General features: G+C 68.3%; 15 protein-coding genes. 7 read left to right on the plus strand and 8 right to left on the minus strand.

What is annotated here, in order from left to right; genetic code table 11:
• Nucleotides 1–13: 13 nt before the first annotated feature.
• On the minus strand, nucleotides 14–457 hold the full coding sequence (locus HUA78_RS10105) for a DoxX family protein (RefSeq protein ID WP_174453896.1): 444 nt from the start codon (nucleotides 455–457) through the stop codon (nucleotides 14–16).
• 196 nt (nucleotides 458–653) lie between these two features.
• On the opposite strand from HUA78_RS10105, the gene HUA78_RS10110 reads away from it, so the two are divergent.
• The 7 genes from HUA78_RS10110 to HUA78_RS10140 all read left to right on the plus strand — a co-directional run bounded on the left by HUA78_RS10110 (nucleotide 654) and on the right by HUA78_RS10140 (nucleotide 6,735).
• Nucleotides 654–1,547, plus strand: coding sequence for a transporter (locus HUA78_RS10110; protein WP_371745540.1), 894 nt, complete (start codon nucleotides 654–656; stop codon nucleotides 1,545–1,547).
• Nucleotides 1,548–1,550: 3 nt separating this feature from the next.
• On the plus strand, nucleotides 1,551–2,300 hold the full coding sequence (locus tag HUA78_RS10115; protein ID WP_174476161.1) for a hypothetical protein: 750 nt from the start codon (nucleotides 1,551–1,553) through the stop codon (nucleotides 2,298–2,300).
• Nucleotides 2,297–3,604, plus strand: a complete 1,308-nt coding sequence (locus HUA78_RS10120; RefSeq protein WP_174476162.1) for an ATP-binding protein — start codon at nucleotides 2,297–2,299, stop codon at nucleotides 3,602–3,604. Before HUA78_RS10115 ends, HUA78_RS10120 begins: the two co-directional genes overlap by 4 nt.
• Nucleotides 3,601–4,161, plus strand: coding sequence for a response regulator transcription factor (locus tag HUA78_RS10125; RefSeq protein WP_141643180.1), 561 nt, complete (start codon nucleotides 3,601–3,603; stop codon nucleotides 4,159–4,161). The genes HUA78_RS10120 and HUA78_RS10125 overlap by 4 nt, the downstream gene beginning before the upstream one ends.
• 266 nt (nucleotides 4,162–4,427) lie before the next feature.
• Nucleotides 4,428–4,580 carry a hypothetical protein gene (locus HUA78_RS10130; protein ID WP_174476163.1) on the plus strand — a complete coding sequence of 51 codons (153 nt, stop codon included), beginning with the start codon at nucleotides 4,428–4,430 and terminating at the stop codon, nucleotides 4,578–4,580.
• A 228-nt stretch (nucleotides 4,581–4,808) separates the two neighbouring features.
• On the plus strand, nucleotides 4,809–6,158 hold the full coding sequence (locus tag HUA78_RS10135) for an AHH domain-containing protein (protein ID WP_174476164.1): 1,350 nt from the start codon (nucleotides 4,809–4,811) through the stop codon (nucleotides 6,156–6,158).
• A 10-nt stretch (nucleotides 6,159–6,168) separates the two neighbouring features.
• Nucleotides 6,169–6,735: an imm11 family protein gene (locus HUA78_RS10140; RefSeq protein ID WP_174476165.1), complete on the plus strand. Its 567-nt coding sequence runs from the start codon at nucleotides 6,169–6,171 to the stop codon at nucleotides 6,733–6,735.
• A 73-nt stretch (nucleotides 6,736–6,808) separates the two neighbouring features.
• On the opposite strand, the gene HUA78_RS10145 is transcribed toward HUA78_RS10140, so the two are convergent.
• The 7 genes from HUA78_RS10145 to HUA78_RS10175 all read right to left on the minus strand — a co-directional run bounded on the left by HUA78_RS10145 (nucleotide 6,809) and on the right by HUA78_RS10175 (nucleotide 13,932).
• Nucleotides 6,809–7,984 carry a hypothetical protein gene (locus HUA78_RS10145; RefSeq protein WP_174476166.1) on the minus strand — a complete coding sequence of 392 codons (1,176 nt, stop codon included), beginning with the start codon at nucleotides 7,982–7,984 and terminating at the stop codon, nucleotides 6,809–6,811.
• A gap of 210 nt (nucleotides 7,985–8,194) precedes the next feature.
• Nucleotides 8,195–9,106: a lytic transglycosylase domain-containing protein gene (locus tag HUA78_RS10150; RefSeq protein ID WP_174476167.1), complete on the minus strand. Its 912-nt coding sequence runs from the start codon at nucleotides 9,104–9,106 to the stop codon at nucleotides 8,195–8,197.
• A 207-nt stretch (nucleotides 9,107–9,313) separates the two neighbouring features.
• On the minus strand, nucleotides 9,314–10,216 hold the full coding sequence (locus HUA78_RS10155; protein WP_174460705.1) for a hypothetical protein: 903 nt from the start codon (nucleotides 10,214–10,216) through the stop codon (nucleotides 9,314–9,316).
• A 71-nt stretch (nucleotides 10,217–10,287) separates the two neighbouring features.
• Nucleotides 10,288–10,896 carry a hypothetical protein gene (locus HUA78_RS10160; protein WP_141643184.1) on the minus strand — a complete coding sequence of 203 codons (609 nt, stop codon included), beginning with the start codon at nucleotides 10,894–10,896 and terminating at the stop codon, nucleotides 10,288–10,290.
• A 27-nt stretch (nucleotides 10,897–10,923) separates the two neighbouring features.
• The gene (locus HUA78_RS10165) at nucleotides 10,924–11,541 is read right to left on the minus strand and encodes a hypothetical protein (protein WP_174460704.1); all 618 of its coding nucleotides are present in this window, start codon (nucleotides 11,539–11,541) and stop codon (nucleotides 10,924–10,926) included.
• A gap of 256 nt (nucleotides 11,542–11,797) precedes the next feature.
• On the minus strand, nucleotides 11,798–12,394 hold the full coding sequence (locus HUA78_RS10170; RefSeq protein WP_174476168.1) for a hypothetical protein: 597 nt from the start codon (nucleotides 12,392–12,394) through the stop codon (nucleotides 11,798–11,800).
• Nucleotides 12,395–12,621: 227 nt separating this feature from the next.
• On the minus strand, nucleotides 12,622–13,932 hold the full coding sequence (locus HUA78_RS10175; RefSeq protein ID WP_174465606.1) for an AHH domain-containing protein: 1,311 nt from the start codon (nucleotides 13,930–13,932) through the stop codon (nucleotides 12,622–12,624).
• Between the last annotated feature and the right edge of the window lie 100 nt (nucleotides 13,933–14,032).

Consider the following 14,032-nt stretch of genomic DNA (forward strand, 5'->3'; position numbering starts at 1 on the left):
GCACGTTCGTGCCTCAGGGCCTCAGCGGCGTGCCAATCCGCCCGCCGCCGAGGAGCCCTTCCTTGCGGCCCCCGCGACGAAGGCTGAAGGGGCCGGAGCCGAAGTACACGATGAAGAGCGCGCCTCCGGCCATGGAGAGGTTCTTCATGAAGTGGATGAGCTGGTCCTGCGCCTGCACCGGGTCCGCGATGAGCCAGAAGCGGTGGACCATGAAGGCCGCACACACCAGGAAGATGGCGATGGCCGCGGCCCCCAGGCGAGCGAACACGCCCAGCAGCACCGACAGCCCTCCGAGCACCAGCGCGACGCCCGACAGCAACACGGCCTGGCGCGGCTCGGGGATGCCGGAGCTCTGCGCGTGCGCCGTGAGCGCATCGAGCTGGATGAAGTGATTCAAGCCGCTGGTGATGAAGATGGCGGAAAAGAGCAGCCGACCAAGCGGCGCGAGCACTCCCATGTAAGGCCTCCTGTTTCCCACCAACGCCGGGGCGTGGAAGTCATTCTCAACCTGCCCATGACTTCCCGCGAGGCAGCCATCGCCCGCTCCCCCGTTCGCTCCACGGGTGGCGCCGCGTGCCACCGGTCGCCCCGATGGACTGCGACAACACGCCACACGCGGCGGTGGCGGCCCCGGGCGTATCGTCCTCTCCGTCGTGAAAGCCTCCCTCGCCCTCCTCCTTTTCTGCGGCGCCGTGCTGGTGCCCGTGTCCTCCGCCTGGGCCTGCGCCACGTGTGCGTGTGGCGACCCGACGCTCACGTCGATGGGCACCGAGCAGCCGTTCTCCGGACGGCTCCGACTGTCCACCACCCTGCGGGCCTGGGGCCATACGGTGGGACAGGAGCGCGTGGACGCGCTGCGCCTGCGCGAGGCGCGCATGGACGTGGCGGTGGCCTACGCGCCGCTGCCCTGGCTGTTCCTGTCGGCCACCCTGCCCCTGCAGGCGCGCGAGGTGCGCTCGGTGAGCCTGGCGCGCGAGCGCGGCTGGGGCGTGGGCGACGTGGAGGTGAGCGCGAAGGCGTTCCTGTACCAGGACCGCGAGTTCTCCGCGGACCATCTCTTCAGCGTGCTCGCCGGGGTGAAGCTGCCCACCGCGCCCCGGCTGCGCGCGGCGGACGGAACGCTGCTGGATTTGGACACGCAGTTGGGAAGCGGCTCGGTGGACCCGCTGGCGGGCGTGGCCTACCAGCACTTCCGGGGCGACTGGTCCTTCCTCGTCAGCGCCACGGGCTTCCTGCCCACGCGAGGCATGTTGGGCTTCCGCGCGGGGCCTTCCCTGCGCACGACGCTGGCCGCGCAGTACCAGCCCGCGCCCCGGTGGGCGGTGCGGCTGGGGCTCGACAGCCGGGTGGAAGCGGCGGCGGAAATCGACGGCGAGAAGGAGGAGAACGGCGGTGGCGTCATCAGCTACGCGTCGCCCGATGTCCTCTTCAGTCCCAGCACGGATATCGTCGTGGCCGCGGGCGTGCGGGTTCCCTTCTTCAACCGGCTCCACGGACGCGTGGCGCCCACTCCCATCGCGATGATGTCCGTCGCGTATGACCTCTGAGCCATGCCTGTCGCCGTGAAGCGCTTCGCCCTGCCCTCCCTGTTGCTGTGTCTCGCCGGCTGTGGTGGCGGTGAGCGAATCGAGGGGATGGAGCTGACCCTGGGGCTCACCACCGCTCGGGCGCGAGGCGTCCCGGAGGCGGCGGGGGCTCGCACGCTCGTCACGGATGAGGGCGCGCGGGCCACGCTCTTCGGGGCGCTGGTCACGCTGGGCAGCGTGGAGTTGATTCCTTGCGAGACGACGGGCTGGCGGCGGCTGTTGAACGAGCTGTCCCCGCTGGGGACGGCCTGGGCGCACTCGGTGTCGAACGCGCTGCGGCTGGGCACGCCGCACGTGGTGGCGCTGGGGGCCACGGATGGAGAGGTGGTGTCGCTCGGAGTGATGCGTCCGCCGCCGGGGCGCTACTGCCGGGCGAGGCTCACCTTCGAGCCGGCGGACTCGGACGCGGAGGGGTTGTCGTCCGCGTCACAGGGCGCGGTGCCGGTGGACATGCTGGGGTTGAGCCTGCACGTCCGGGGCACGCTGGCGGATGGGGAGCGTGACTTCGAGGTGGAGACGCGGGGCCGCTCGTCGGTGGACGTGGTGCTGGACGGGCTGGAGTTGACGGAAGACGCGCCGAAGGCGGCGCGGGTCTTCACACTGGCGTGGGATTCGTGGCTGGATGGCGTGGGTCCGGGCGAGTCGCCTCGCAACGTGGATCTGCTGGGCAATGTGGCCCGCTCCGCCTCGCTCCAGTCCGCTGTCGTGCCATGACGCCTCCTGTCTCCACCGAGCTCGATTCTCGCGCCCGCATCAACCTGGAGTGGCTGCTGCGGCTGCGCTGGGGGCTCTTGCTGGGGCAGGCGCTGGTCATCGCGCTGGCGGCGTATGGGCTGGAGCTGGCGTTGCCGGTGCCGGTGCTGGCGGGGCTCCTGGGGCTGGAGGCCGCCACGAACCTCGCGGTGCGAGCGTGGCTGGGCCGGGCCCGGGTGACGGAGGGCACCATCGGCAAGTTGATGCTGTGGGACACGCTGGTGCTCACGGGGCTCCTGGCGCTGAGTGGTGGCACGCACAATCCCTTCACCACGCTGTATCTGGTGAACGTGGCGCTGGGGACGGTGCTGTTGCCCGCGCGGTGGATGTGGAGCCTGTTGGGCTTCACGCTGATGGCGTTCGGTTCGCTGTTCCTGCTGCAGGACGTGGTGTTGGTGCCTGGGTTGTCGCGGCCGGACCACGCGGCGCTGATGCGGCTGCACATCAATGGAATGTGGGTGGCGTTCGCGGTGGCCGCGGGTTTCATCGTGTACTTCGTGCAGCGGGTGACGCGGGCGCTGGAGGAGCGCGAGCAGGAGCTGGCGCAGGCGCGCGCGCAGCATGCGAGGCGGGAGAAGGTGGCCTCGCTGGCGACGCTGGCGGCGGGCGCGGCGCATGAGTTGTCCACGCCGCTGTCGACCATCGCGGTGGTGTCGAAGGAAGTGGAGCGGGCGCTGACGGTGGCGGGCACGTCCGAGGCGGTGCGCGAGGATTTGCGACTCATCCGGCAGCAGGTGGACCGCTGCCGCGACGTGCTGGTGCAGATGTCGGCGGACGCGGGGCAGACGACGGGAGAGGCCTTCCATCCGATGCCGCTGGGGCGGCTGGTGGAGGACTCGCTGTCGGAGCTGTCGGGCGTGGAGCGGGTGCAGGTGGAGCTGCCCGAGGAATTGAGCGCGTGGCGGGTGCAGGGGCCTCCGCGAGCGCTGGCGCGGGTGGTGCGGGGGTTGGTGAAGAACGCGCTCCAGGCGTCGCCGCCTTCGAGGTCGGTGGAGCTGCGGGTGCTGGCGGGGCGAGGAGGCGCGCGACTGGAGGTGCGCGATGGCGGGGCGGGGATGCCAGCGGAAATCCTGGCTCGGGCGGGCGAGCCTTTCTTCACGACGAAGGCGCCGGGTGAGGGCATGGGGTTGGGACTGTTTCTCGCGCGCACGCTGGCGGAGCAGCTCGGTGGTTCGCTGGAGCTGCGGTCCACGCCGGGACAGGGGACGGTGGCGAGCCTGGCGCTGCCTGTCGGCGCACCGCCCGCAACGGAGGTCTCGTCGTGAGCACGGTGGGCGGTGATGGGCATCATCCGAGCCTGTTGCTCGTGGATGACGACGCGACGCTGCGGGAGCGGCTGGCGCGGGCGTTTCGTGAGCGCGGGTGGGAAGTCACCACGGCGGGCGACTACGACCAGGCGCTGGCGGCAGCGCGGCGGGAGTCACCGGAGTACGCGGTGGTGGACCTGCGCATGCCGGGACGCAGTGGCTTGGAAGTGGTGAAGGACCTGCTGGCGGTGGACGCGTCCACGAAGGCCATCGTCCTCACGGGTTATGGGAGCATCTCCACGACGGTGGATGCGATTCGATTGGGGGCGGTGAACTACCTGCCCAAGCCGGCGGACGTGGACGACATCCTCGCGGCCTTCGCGCGAGCTTCGGGTGAGCCATCGCTGGCGGCGCCGGAGACGTTTGAAGCACCCTCGCTGGCGCGCGCGGAGTGGGAGCACATCCATCGCGTGCTCGCGGACTGCGCGGGAAATATCTCCGAGGCCTCGCGCAAGCTCGGCATCCACCGCCGCTCGCTCCAGCGAAAGCTCCAGAAGTACCCGCCGGCGCGGTAGCGACGCCTTTGCACACCGGCGCGGGCAATTCCTCTTTCATCCCCGCTCGTCGGCAGAAGGCCGTTCGCTCGGCCTCCTGCATCTCACCTGGCCCCTCGTCGCCTTCCTCGCCTTTCAACGGACACCATGATGAGGGGAGGCCCGAGTGGCCCGGGGATGCCTCACTCCACCTCGGCCCCTAGCTTGGGTTGGCTGCCCATCTCATGGCCTTCCCTCGGGGAGAAGCAGCTCAGGCCCTTCGCCCAAGGCCTTGGAAAGGATTTGGTATGTCGACCAGGCTTGTCTGGGGAATGCTCGGCGGAGTGGTGTTGGGGGTTGCGTTCGGCAACTCGGGAATCGGCATTGCCATCTGCATCGCAGCAGGCGCCCTGGCCGCCGGAATCTGGCAGTACCTGGAGACACGCGGCAAGCGGGCCTGATGCCCGCACAGTGAGCCCGTGACGCGTACCGCCGCCATGGGCTCGACAATGGTTCTGGACGAGCCTTCTTCCGACCACGTCACCTTGCCCTTCCAGGGTGCAGCTGGTGTGGCACATCCCCGCGGCACCGCGACACCCCGCCAGCATCAGCGCACGGCATATGGCTCGACCCCATCTTGGCATTCTGGCCTGATGTCCTGAGTACGCATCAGGAACCGGAGGGCTTGGATGAGAGCGCATGGGGTCATCTGGCTGGTGCTGACGCTTGCTGTCACGGGCTGTTCGACCACCCGACTCGTGCGTCTGGAAACTGGGGACGGGCCTCCCATTGTCCACACGCCGTTCGCGGAAGACGACGCTGAGCCCGTGGAACTGGGCGGGGATGAATTCGAGGAGGCCGTGGCAGTGCTTGCCCGCGACGTGCGTCCCTTTGCAAACCCCTTGCGCGAGGCCCGCCAGCTCTTTGGAGTTCCAGAAAGAAGCGGCCTGTACTGGTACGAAGGCCGTGGCTCCCGGCTCATCTCCCAGACGGAAGTGAAGGACCCGGATGGCCCGCGCTTGCTGGAGGCATACGCGGATGACGAACTGACGCGCGCCTATGGCCACTGGTGCGAGCGCAAGTCTCAGCCCGGCGACTGCCTGCGCCTGCTGGTCGAAGGTCCTCTGCTGGCCACCGACGGCAAATACTCATGGGCCATCGCTATCGCCATGGACTCGGTCTGGGACGAGACCGCCGAGGCGCTGAACGGCATGACGGACCCGCAGGCACTGCTGGCGACGGTGAGTGCCTCCCTCGGCATGTACCTAATCCTCTGGTCTCTACCCGAGCCGGTGAGCAAAGGCCTTGCGGCCCTACTGACAGCCACGGCCATCGCCTATCTGGGCGTGGACACGGTGTGGCGCCTGCTGGATGGGTGGATGGTACTGGTGCGAAAGGTGGACCGGGCCACCACCTTCGAGCAACTCCACGATGCGGCCGAGGCGTACGGCGAAGTCCTCGGAGAGAATGCAGCGCGCATCTTCGTTATGCTGGCCACGGCAGCGGTTGGGAGCACGGCGGGCCTGGCAGCGAAGGCCTCGAGACTGCCGGGCTCGGCGCAGGCGGCGGTCGCGGTGGAGACACAGGCGGGCTACCAGTACGTCGCCATCGGAGGCGTGTCGTCGGTGGCCATGGCCGCCGAGGGCTTTACCGTCGCACTGGCTCCCACCGCGGTCGTCATGGCGGCCCGGGGAGGGAAGAGTCCCAGCGTCCGCGAGCACCACATGGCCACGGACAAGAACAGTGTCTCCTCCGCGCGAGGTGGACCCTGGACGCCGAGGTTCAGGAAGATCTTCAAGAAGGCGGGGATGGAGCTGAAGGACCCTGAGAACATCGTGCCCGTCGCGGGACATCGGGGGCCTCATCCCCAGAGGTATCACGAGCTGGTCTTCGCGGAACTGGAAGCCGCGACGGCCCACTGTCGGGCAGTCACAGCATGTCGTGCGTCCCTGCAATCAGCACTCAGACGATTGGCCAGGGAAATCGCCACGCGCGGCACGGAGCTGAACCTGCTCGTCACCCGAAGAGCCACACCCTAGATTCCCGCCCATGTCCCGGCGCTTCTTCGAATTGCACGACGATGTCCAGGTCCCTGGACGCTGGCATCTGGATACGCCCGCCGACAACAAGGGCCGCGAGGTGCGCGACCCAGACCGATTCAGGCAGGGCACTCCCGTCCAGGTGAAGGGGCGCCTGAAAATCCCCATCGAAGAGCCAGGCCGACCGTTGGACTTCACGGAGGCAGGGCTGCGCATCCCGGTCGTCCACGTCAAGGTGGCGGCCCTCTTCACGGAGCTGGCTCCCGGAGACGTTCAACTCATCCCCGTGGACATCGATGGCCACCTGGACCAGTACCTCTTGCTGGTAGCAACCCATCTCATCCGTTGCATCGACGAGAAGTCCTCCCGCATCCAGCTGTGGACGCATGAGGATGGAGTGCCCGAGAAGGTGGGGCACTACGCCTCTGTGCGAGATTTGCGCATCGACAAGACACGAGTAGGGAACGCCCGAGTGCTCAGGCCCGAGGGTTGGACGGGCGCTCTCATCGTCTCGGAGGATATCAAGACCGCCCTGGAGCGCATGAAGGCCACGGGAGTGAAGTTCACGGAGGTGTAGCCAACGCACCCGTGACGCACGATGCGCCCTCCCCGCCCGGACGACATGCCGGACGGGGAGCTGTCACCCGACCTCAGCGACCGTCGAAGTAGCAGAAGCCGTAGCCCCGGTCTCCACCGCCACCCGACAGCGGGTAGTAGATGTAGCCCAGCTCCTCGCCGGCGCCGCACTCGGAGCGAGCGCGCGCATAGCGGTGGCACGTGGCCACCGCAGGGCCCGCCGCGCTATCCGCGTCGAAGCAGGTGCCACGCGCACCCTCCACACCACAGAACTCCGTGAAGGAAGAGGACGTGCACGCCTCGCCAATCAGCGCCGTATCGAACGCGAAGCCAATCGGCTCCAGCACCGACTGCTCGATGCACAGGCCATACACGCCACACACCGTGCCCATGGGGCACCCCGGGGTCGGCGCCATGAAGTCACACGTCTTCAGGCACTGCGCGTTGTCGCTGAGCAGGTCCGTACACGCGAAGCCCTGCTCGCAGTCCGTCGTCGTCAACGCGTACTCGCTCTCCGCGGACGTCGCCGTGCAAGCCTCGCCCTGCGTCTTCGTCCCCAGCGCGCGCTGCAGCGTGCCGTCCGTCGCGGCGTAGTCGTCCGCGACACACGCCGTGTCCTGCAGGTTCGACGTCAGCGAACCCTCGCGCGGATCACACCCGCCCGGGCGCACCGTGTTCCACGTCGCGAAGCGAATCCACCGGCACTCGCCACCCGACACCACGGACGAACCCGTGTACGGGCCCGAGGTGGGCGTCGCGAGCACCGACTCGCGCAGCACCACGTTCGACAGCGCCCCCACCGTCTGCTGCGGCGACACCTGCAGCGCGAGCAGCAGCGCCCCCGAATCGGCGACGAACAGCTTCTGCGCCGTCGAACCCATGTCCTGGTAACCGAAGACACACTGCTCACACGTGAAGGTGTTCGCCCCGCCCTGCGACAAGTCGTACAGCCCCGGCTGCGTGTTCATGTCCAGGCGGATGCGCACCTCGTCCCGCTGCGCGCCTCCGATGCTCGACAGGTCTCCACGGAACGTCGGCTGCCGCTCGTACTGCACCGGCGTCAGCTCGATGCCGTTGAACAGCTCACCCACGGTGACTTCCGTACAGCCCGCCGGCGGCGTCAGGAAGCGCGCCTCCTGCTCGGCGGCACGAATCTCCGCCTGCTCCGGCGCGGGCTCGTGCGCCTCCTGCCCACAGCCGATGAGCCCCGAGACAAGCACCGCACCCCACCATCCATTGATGGACTTCATTCCGTCGTTCTCCCGTTGCAGACGACCGCGCCAGGGCGGTCGACCAGGCGTGTCCCTGGTTCACGCTGAGTAGATGCAGCCGATTGACAGGTGGAATCCGATGTCACTCAAGCCGCACACTCGATGAACGAAAATCCCGGGGGAAAGTCGCGAGCGCACCCCTGTCATTTTCGCGTGTCAGGGGTGCGTGGAATGGTGGGCAGGAGCCGCTCACGCCGGAAGCGTGCCTTCGCCCGTGGAGAGGGTGTTCATGAAGTCCTTCACCTTCGTCACGTAGGTCGCGTCGCCGGTGCCCGCGGGAATCGCGTTCGCGTTGTTGCGGTCCACGCCGTTCGGCCCGGAGTTGTAGGCGCGCAGGGCCAGGTCCCAGCCCCCGAACTGCTCCTTCATATCCTTCATGTAGCAGGCGCCCGCGAGGATGTTGGTCTCCGGGTCGGAGAGGTTCTTCCCCTGCAGCTCGGGGTGCTTCGCCTGCAGCTCCTTGAAGGTGTTGGGGTTCACCTGCATCAAGCCGGTGTCCGTCAGACCATTGCCGCCGTTGGTGGAGATGGCATCCAGGTTGCCACGCGACTCCTGCCAGATTTGCGCCGCCAGCATCTCGGCGGGCACGCCCGTCTTGGCCGCCGCGGACTCGATGGTGCTCCGCAGCTTCTCCAGGCCCGGAGGCAGGTTGCCACCCAGCTTCTTTCCGCCCTCGATGCTCGGCGCGGCACCGGGGCTCGCCGCCGCGCTGGGAGCCACCGGGCTGGGATTCAGGTCCAGGGGAGGCCGCCCCGAGGATGCCTGCGGAGAGAAGCCACTGTCACCGAAGCACGAACCCTGGGACGTGCCCTTGGAACCTTGGGGCGCCTGCACGCCGCCCTTCTCGGCGATCTGCGACATCACCTGCACGAGCGTGTTCATCACCGACAGGGTGCTCTCCAGCAGCTTGCCCAGATGCGCCTTTCCCCCATTGCCCAGGTCGAAGCCGTCCTGCTGGAGCGCGGCCAGGCCGGGAGCCAGCTTCACGCCCGAGCCCACCGACGGACTGAAGGAGGAGGACTCCACGCCGCCGCTGCGAAGAGGAGAGGCGCTGGGACGGGAGACAGGCGTGGCAGCGTTGTGCAGGGGAGCGATGCTCATGACGAGACCCTCGGGGGATGGGAGGCGGATTGATGCGACCCAGGACCCCATAGCAGCGCGTGTGCCAGCCCTCGCGACGAGGCGAGCGACAGACAACCCATGGATTTTCCAAAGAGGCGCGGGCCCGAGGATGACGCCAGCGCAGCGCCTCCTGATGACGGCTGTCATCAGCCGATGGTCCGCGTCATCAGGGACGAGCTCAGCCCATCACTCCGCCGCGACTCGAGCTCCGGTCGAGGGCGGCACGAGGATGTCCATCCACTCGCCATAGGCCTCCGCGGGCGCGCCGCTCCCCTGGAACTCGCGCACGGAGCTCAAGAACTTCCGCCAGTGGTCCCCCACGACGGCGTCCAGCCAGTTCTCCTGGCTGTAGGCCAGCAGGCTCCCGGCGGCCTGGATGGCCGGGGCGTCCGGCCTGACGGCGAGGATGACAGCGAGCGAGTGGCTCTCCGCGCCAGGCACGCGGCTCGGTGCGGACGCGTCCAGCCGCCAGCATGCCGCCGTGTCTCCGAGCGCCTCCGCCTTCACACACGTGCGGACCGCGTCGTGGAGAGAGGGCCGCGGGCCCGGCTTCCCATAGAACTCCACCGCGACCTCCGCCGCCCGCCGCGCCTTGGGCATCGGCAGCACGAGCCGCGCCTGGCGCAACGATTCGAGCTGGAGCGAGCCCCGCTGCTCCGCGCACGCCTTCACCTGTGCGCCGGCCTCCGGCAACACCTTGAGCACGCGAAAGGCATCGGGACACGTCTCGTACAGGCTGAACTCCACGACGCACTCGAAGCGCGCGAAGCCCTGCTCCCGCTTCGGGAACAGCGACAGGCCAAACTCCACCCGCCACGGCGAGTACCCCTCCGGGCACACGACGTCCGTCCCTCCATACGGCGTCACCATCAGCTCGTCGTGGAACGCCACCAGGTCCGCGCAGGCCCGCTGGCGCAGGGCGAGGAACGTCTCCTTCAGCCATGCCTTCTCGGCGGGGGTGTCGAGCCGGCCGCTCAGCAGGAACGCGTCATGCACGGTCTCATCCCACTGCCCCAGACAGTCCAGCGGCGGGCGCTTCTCCAGGAACCTGTCGAGGGGCCTGCTCTGGAACTCACGGGGGTCGGACATGCGGCTCCTCGCTCGGGCAGCGGGCTGGAGCCATCATGCAATGCATCACCCACCGCGCGCAGCAGGAGGCCTCAGGGGTACGTCACGCTGAAGGTCGCCGGCCCCTTCAGGAACGTCAGGCCTTCATCGGAGCGACAGCCATTGTCGATGTCCGTGCTCAGGAACGTGGTGGTCCGCACCGCCGTGGCGCCCTGGAACTTCCCGGACAGCACCTTCCCCGTCTGCGTGACGAGCGTCGTCGCGTCCTGCACGGAGACGTGCGACTGGCTCATCAGCACCGTGGACGTCTCCGTCGTGTTCCACGTCACCACCTGCCGTCCTGCTCCGGCTCTCGCCAGGTCCGCGCAGGAGATGCCTCGCACCAGGCTCGGTGCCTCCGAGCCCAGCGTCGCCGACGTCACCGCCGAGCCGAGCACCGTCACGCAGTTGCTCACCGTCGCCTGGAACGACACCGCGCTGTCCCGAGGCGACACCTTCACCCCCGTGCCGTACTTCGCCTCGCCGTGTCCGATGGGACAGGTGATGAGCACCTTCTCCGGAGGCCGCTCAATCGTCATGCCTCCGGACTCCTGTCCCTCCAGCGTCCCACGGCCCTGGCGTCCTCCTCCGTCCCCACAGGCCAGCGGCCCACAGAGCCCGACGAGCACGAGCCCCCTCACACCCCATGACGTCGCACGCATGAGCACCCTCCTGATTCGTCCAACGACTCACGTCATCGTGCGGATGAGCTCGAGCGTGGACGGCCCGCTCAGCCAGATGAGCCCGCCCGGCGACGCACAGCCCTTCTCGATGTCCGAGTTGAGATACGTCACCGTCCAGATGGCCGTGGCCTCCGCGAAGGCGCCCGACTCCACGGTGCCCGTCAGCGTGAAGACCGTCAGCGGCCCCTGCGCCAGCTCCCGCGACTGACTGAACACCAGCGTGGACGTCTCACCCGTGTTCCACGTCACCACCTGGCGCACCGTGCGCGGCGTCAGCAGGTCCGCGCACGAGTAGCCCGCGAGCAGGCTCGAGTCGAGCGGCAGGCGCGCGGACACCACCGAGGACGCGGGGATGGTCACACAGTTGCTCAACGTCGTGGCCCCCGCCACCGTCACGTCCTTCGTCACCTCGCTGAGCCCCGGCAGGTACGACGCCTGGGTGATGCCGACAGGACAGGTGACGACGACGGGCCCCGGGCTGTCGGAGCGCGGCGGGGCCACAGCCGCCCCCGGCTCCCGGGGCTCGTGCCCCTCCTCGCCATTCTCCGCCGACACATCAAAGGTCGAGGTGAGGGCGAGTGCGGAAAGAAGGACCACCACCGCCGCCGACAGACTTCTGCGCATTGCCGCTCCCGATAACGCTTCCGTTGCCGAGATAGGGAGCCGCCGCGCACACGCCCATCCGCAAAATACGACAAGGGACGCTGGGAGACGCTCACACCTCCCCGCGAGCACGGGGCGGTGTGCCGCACCTCGCACGGGAAATGTCGGACACCAACGTCCACGCCCGGCCTGTCGGAACGAACACAGCCGCGCGAGAGTGAGGCGTCGTGAGGCCATGAGCGCGCCACCACGACACCGACTCACGTGCCCAGCGGCTTCAGAGCAGCTTCGTCAGGGTGAGCGTCGTGAGGCCGGAGAGCGAGGTGAGCCCTTCGGGGGACGCGCAGCCATCCTCCAAGTCCAAGGTGACATAGCTGATGGTCCGGACCGCGGTCGCGTCGATGAACTTCCCGGAGAGCACGGTGCCCGTCAGCGTGAAGACGGACAGCGTGCCCTGCACGCCCACGCGAAGCTGGGTGAAGACCATCGTCGAGGACTCCCCCGTGTTCCATGTCACCGTCTGGGTGACCGTCCTGGGCAGCAGCAGGTCCCCGCACGAAAAACCCTGCACCACGCCCGACGTCAGCCTGCTGGTGCCCGATATCACCGGGTCACCCAGCACCGTCACGCAGTTGCTGAAGGTCGCCTGACCCGACACCGTGACATTCTGGGGCGTGTTCTTCAGCCCCGGCGAGTAGGAGGCCTGACTCGTTCCCACCGGACAGGTGACGAGGACGAGGCCCAAATCCAGCGCCGCCTCCGAAGTCTCCGCCGAGGAGCCCTCATCTGGTGCCGCGAGCACGCGCTCTTCCACGCCACCACACCCGAGCATCAGCAGGACACACGCCTTCAACAGACACGTCGTTCGTCGCATGAACGCCTCCGTGAATGAGGCGTCCAGCGTAGCCAGCAGGCCCACGCGAGCCGGGCCCCTGCCCCTCGGGAACATGCGACCTTCCGCTACGCGACAGGCCGAGCGTTGGCCACGCGATGCTCCTCACCCCGCAGCCAACCCCGCAATCACTCCCACGGGTTCGCGAACCGCGCGTCGCGCGTGAACTCCACATCCGTGAGGCTCTTGAGGAAGCGTCGCTCCACCCGCTACTCCTCGGCATCCGACGTAACGAGCGTCCGCAGCTCCGTCCCCTTCGTGACGAGTTCCCGAGCAATCCGGGCGAGTTCGCGCGTCAACGCGCCCCGACACCCGGCGATATCTCGGCAACCTCGCGTCGCGTCGTCCAGCAGTTCGAAGACCCGCGCATGGTAGGCCTCCGGGTGGGACCCTCGATGTCCCTTGATTCGAATCAGGTTCGCTGGGTCCTCCGGGCGCATCCCCCCCTTGCCGAAGAGTTCCTGGCAGCGCTGTGCCCACGGGCCGCCATCCGATTCAGCGGCCGTGCCCTTGCCCGCGCAGATGGGGTGCACCGCCCCTTCCGCGTCCCCCTGGATGCCACCCACCGTCCCCATGGGAGCCGCCCCAGGTCCCATCGCGACCGCGGCGACCGCTGTTGGCGCGAGCGTCACTTTCAGCTCTCCTCCGGACGTGAGTGCAATCGACCGGACGTCTCCGGACAGGGCTCCCGCGAGCTGAAAGCCCGCTTCCGTCTGGGCTCGTATCGCGGCTTGAGCAAAACCCGGCATCTTCGGTCCCCGCGTCGTCATGGCATTCCTCCCGCCGAGCACTGACAGAGAGACCACCACCAGGACTCGGGCTCCGTTGTCGCCCAGCACATTGCCGAAGCGATGTCCGACGCGCTCCAGCTCCTCGAAGCTCGCCGCGTCCCGGGACTCTTCCACCAGCCGCGAGAAGCCCTGCCCGAGCTTCCAGACGGGTTCCGTCCCGAGATACGCAATCAACGAGGCTGCCCAGGCGAGCGAGATGGGCTTCGTCATGGGCTCGGGAGCCACCAACGTCTTCAGTGCCGTCCCGGACATCGTCGTCACCAGGCCCCGCAGGGCCGCGACATTCACCGTGTCGCGGAGGTCCTCCTCGATGTCATCCCAGGCGCCATCGAACGCGAAGTAGAGCGCGAGCATCCTGCGCTCCATCGGCCCCAGCGTGAGCCCACCGGTCATCATGCCCAGGCAGCCCATCGGGTCCTCCTGCCGATGACAGATGCGCTCATGGGCCGACGAGACGGCCCGCCCCAGCGCTCCGTCGCCGCCGCTCCCGTGGGACACGCTCGAGGAGCGACGATCCTCCTGGTCGACCTCCTTGAACACGGCGTCCAGGCGCAGGTCGGGCACGAGCCGCGCGACGGCACCCTTGAACTCCTCCTCGTCCATCTCGACAGGCTCTGTCTCGATGGGCGTGTATGCGATTGATTTGCCTCCTCCCGTATCCAGACGGACGACACGGGTCGACGCGCAGCCGCTCGCCAGCAGCAGCGCAAGAACTCCCAATGCTCTCATGGATGGCTCCTGAAGACAGCCGCCAGCGCATCGACGAGCGATGCGCCTCATCTCCGCGGATGACACCCGAAGGCACCGGGGATGGACATCCCCCTCAGGA

Source organism: Myxococcus sp. CA033 (genome assembly GCF_013336625.1).
GTDB lineage: Bacteria > Myxococcota > Myxococcia > Myxococcales > Myxococcaceae > Myxococcus > Myxococcus llanfairpwllgwyngyllgogerychwyrndrobwllllantysiliogogogochensis.

What these genes read in the sequence shown, in the direction of transcription:
- HUA78_RS10105 (WP_174453896.1), bottom strand. Translation starts at nt 457, where the DNA reads ATGGGAGTGCTCGCGCCGCTTGGTCGGCTGCTCTTTTCCGCCATCTTC.
- HUA78_RS10115 (WP_174476161.1), top strand. Translation starts at nt 1,551, where the DNA reads ATGCCTGTCGCCGTGAAGCGCTTCGCCCTGCCCTCCCTGTTGCTGTGT.
- HUA78_RS10120 (WP_174476162.1), top strand. Translation starts at nt 2,297, where the DNA reads ATGACGCCTCCTGTCTCCACCGAGCTCGATTCTCGCGCCCGCATCAAC.
- HUA78_RS10130 (WP_174476163.1), top strand. Translation starts at nt 4,428, where the DNA reads ATGTCGACCAGGCTTGTCTGGGGAATGCTCGGCGGAGTGGTGTTGGGG.
- HUA78_RS10135 (WP_174476164.1), top strand. Translation starts at nt 4,809, where the DNA reads ATGAGAGCGCATGGGGTCATCTGGCTGGTGCTGACGCTTGCTGTCACG.
- HUA78_RS10140 (WP_174476165.1), top strand. Translation starts at nt 6,169, where the DNA reads ATGTCCCGGCGCTTCTTCGAATTGCACGACGATGTCCAGGTCCCTGGA.
- HUA78_RS10145 (WP_174476166.1), bottom strand. Translation starts at nt 7,984, where the DNA reads ATGAAGTCCATCAATGGATGGTGGGGTGCGGTGCTTGTCTCGGGGCTC.
- HUA78_RS10150 (WP_174476167.1), bottom strand. Translation starts at nt 9,106, where the DNA reads ATGAGCATCGCTCCCCTGCACAACGCTGCCACGCCTGTCTCCCGTCCC.
- HUA78_RS10155 (WP_174460705.1), bottom strand. Translation starts at nt 10,216, where the DNA reads ATGTCCGACCCCCGTGAGTTCCAGAGCAGGCCCCTCGACAGGTTCCTG.
- HUA78_RS10160 (WP_141643184.1), bottom strand. Translation starts at nt 10,896, where the DNA reads ATGCGTGCGACGTCATGGGGTGTGAGGGGGCTCGTGCTCGTCGGGCTC.
- HUA78_RS10165 (WP_174460704.1), bottom strand. Translation starts at nt 11,541, where the DNA reads ATGCGCAGAAGTCTGTCGGCGGCGGTGGTGGTCCTTCTTTCCGCACTC.
- HUA78_RS10170 (WP_174476168.1), bottom strand. Translation starts at nt 12,394, where the DNA reads ATGCGACGAACGACGTGTCTGTTGAAGGCGTGTGTCCTGCTGATGCTC.
- HUA78_RS10175 (WP_174465606.1), bottom strand. Translation starts at nt 13,932, where the DNA reads ATGAGAGCATTGGGAGTTCTTGCGCTGCTGCTGGCGAGCGGCTGCGCG.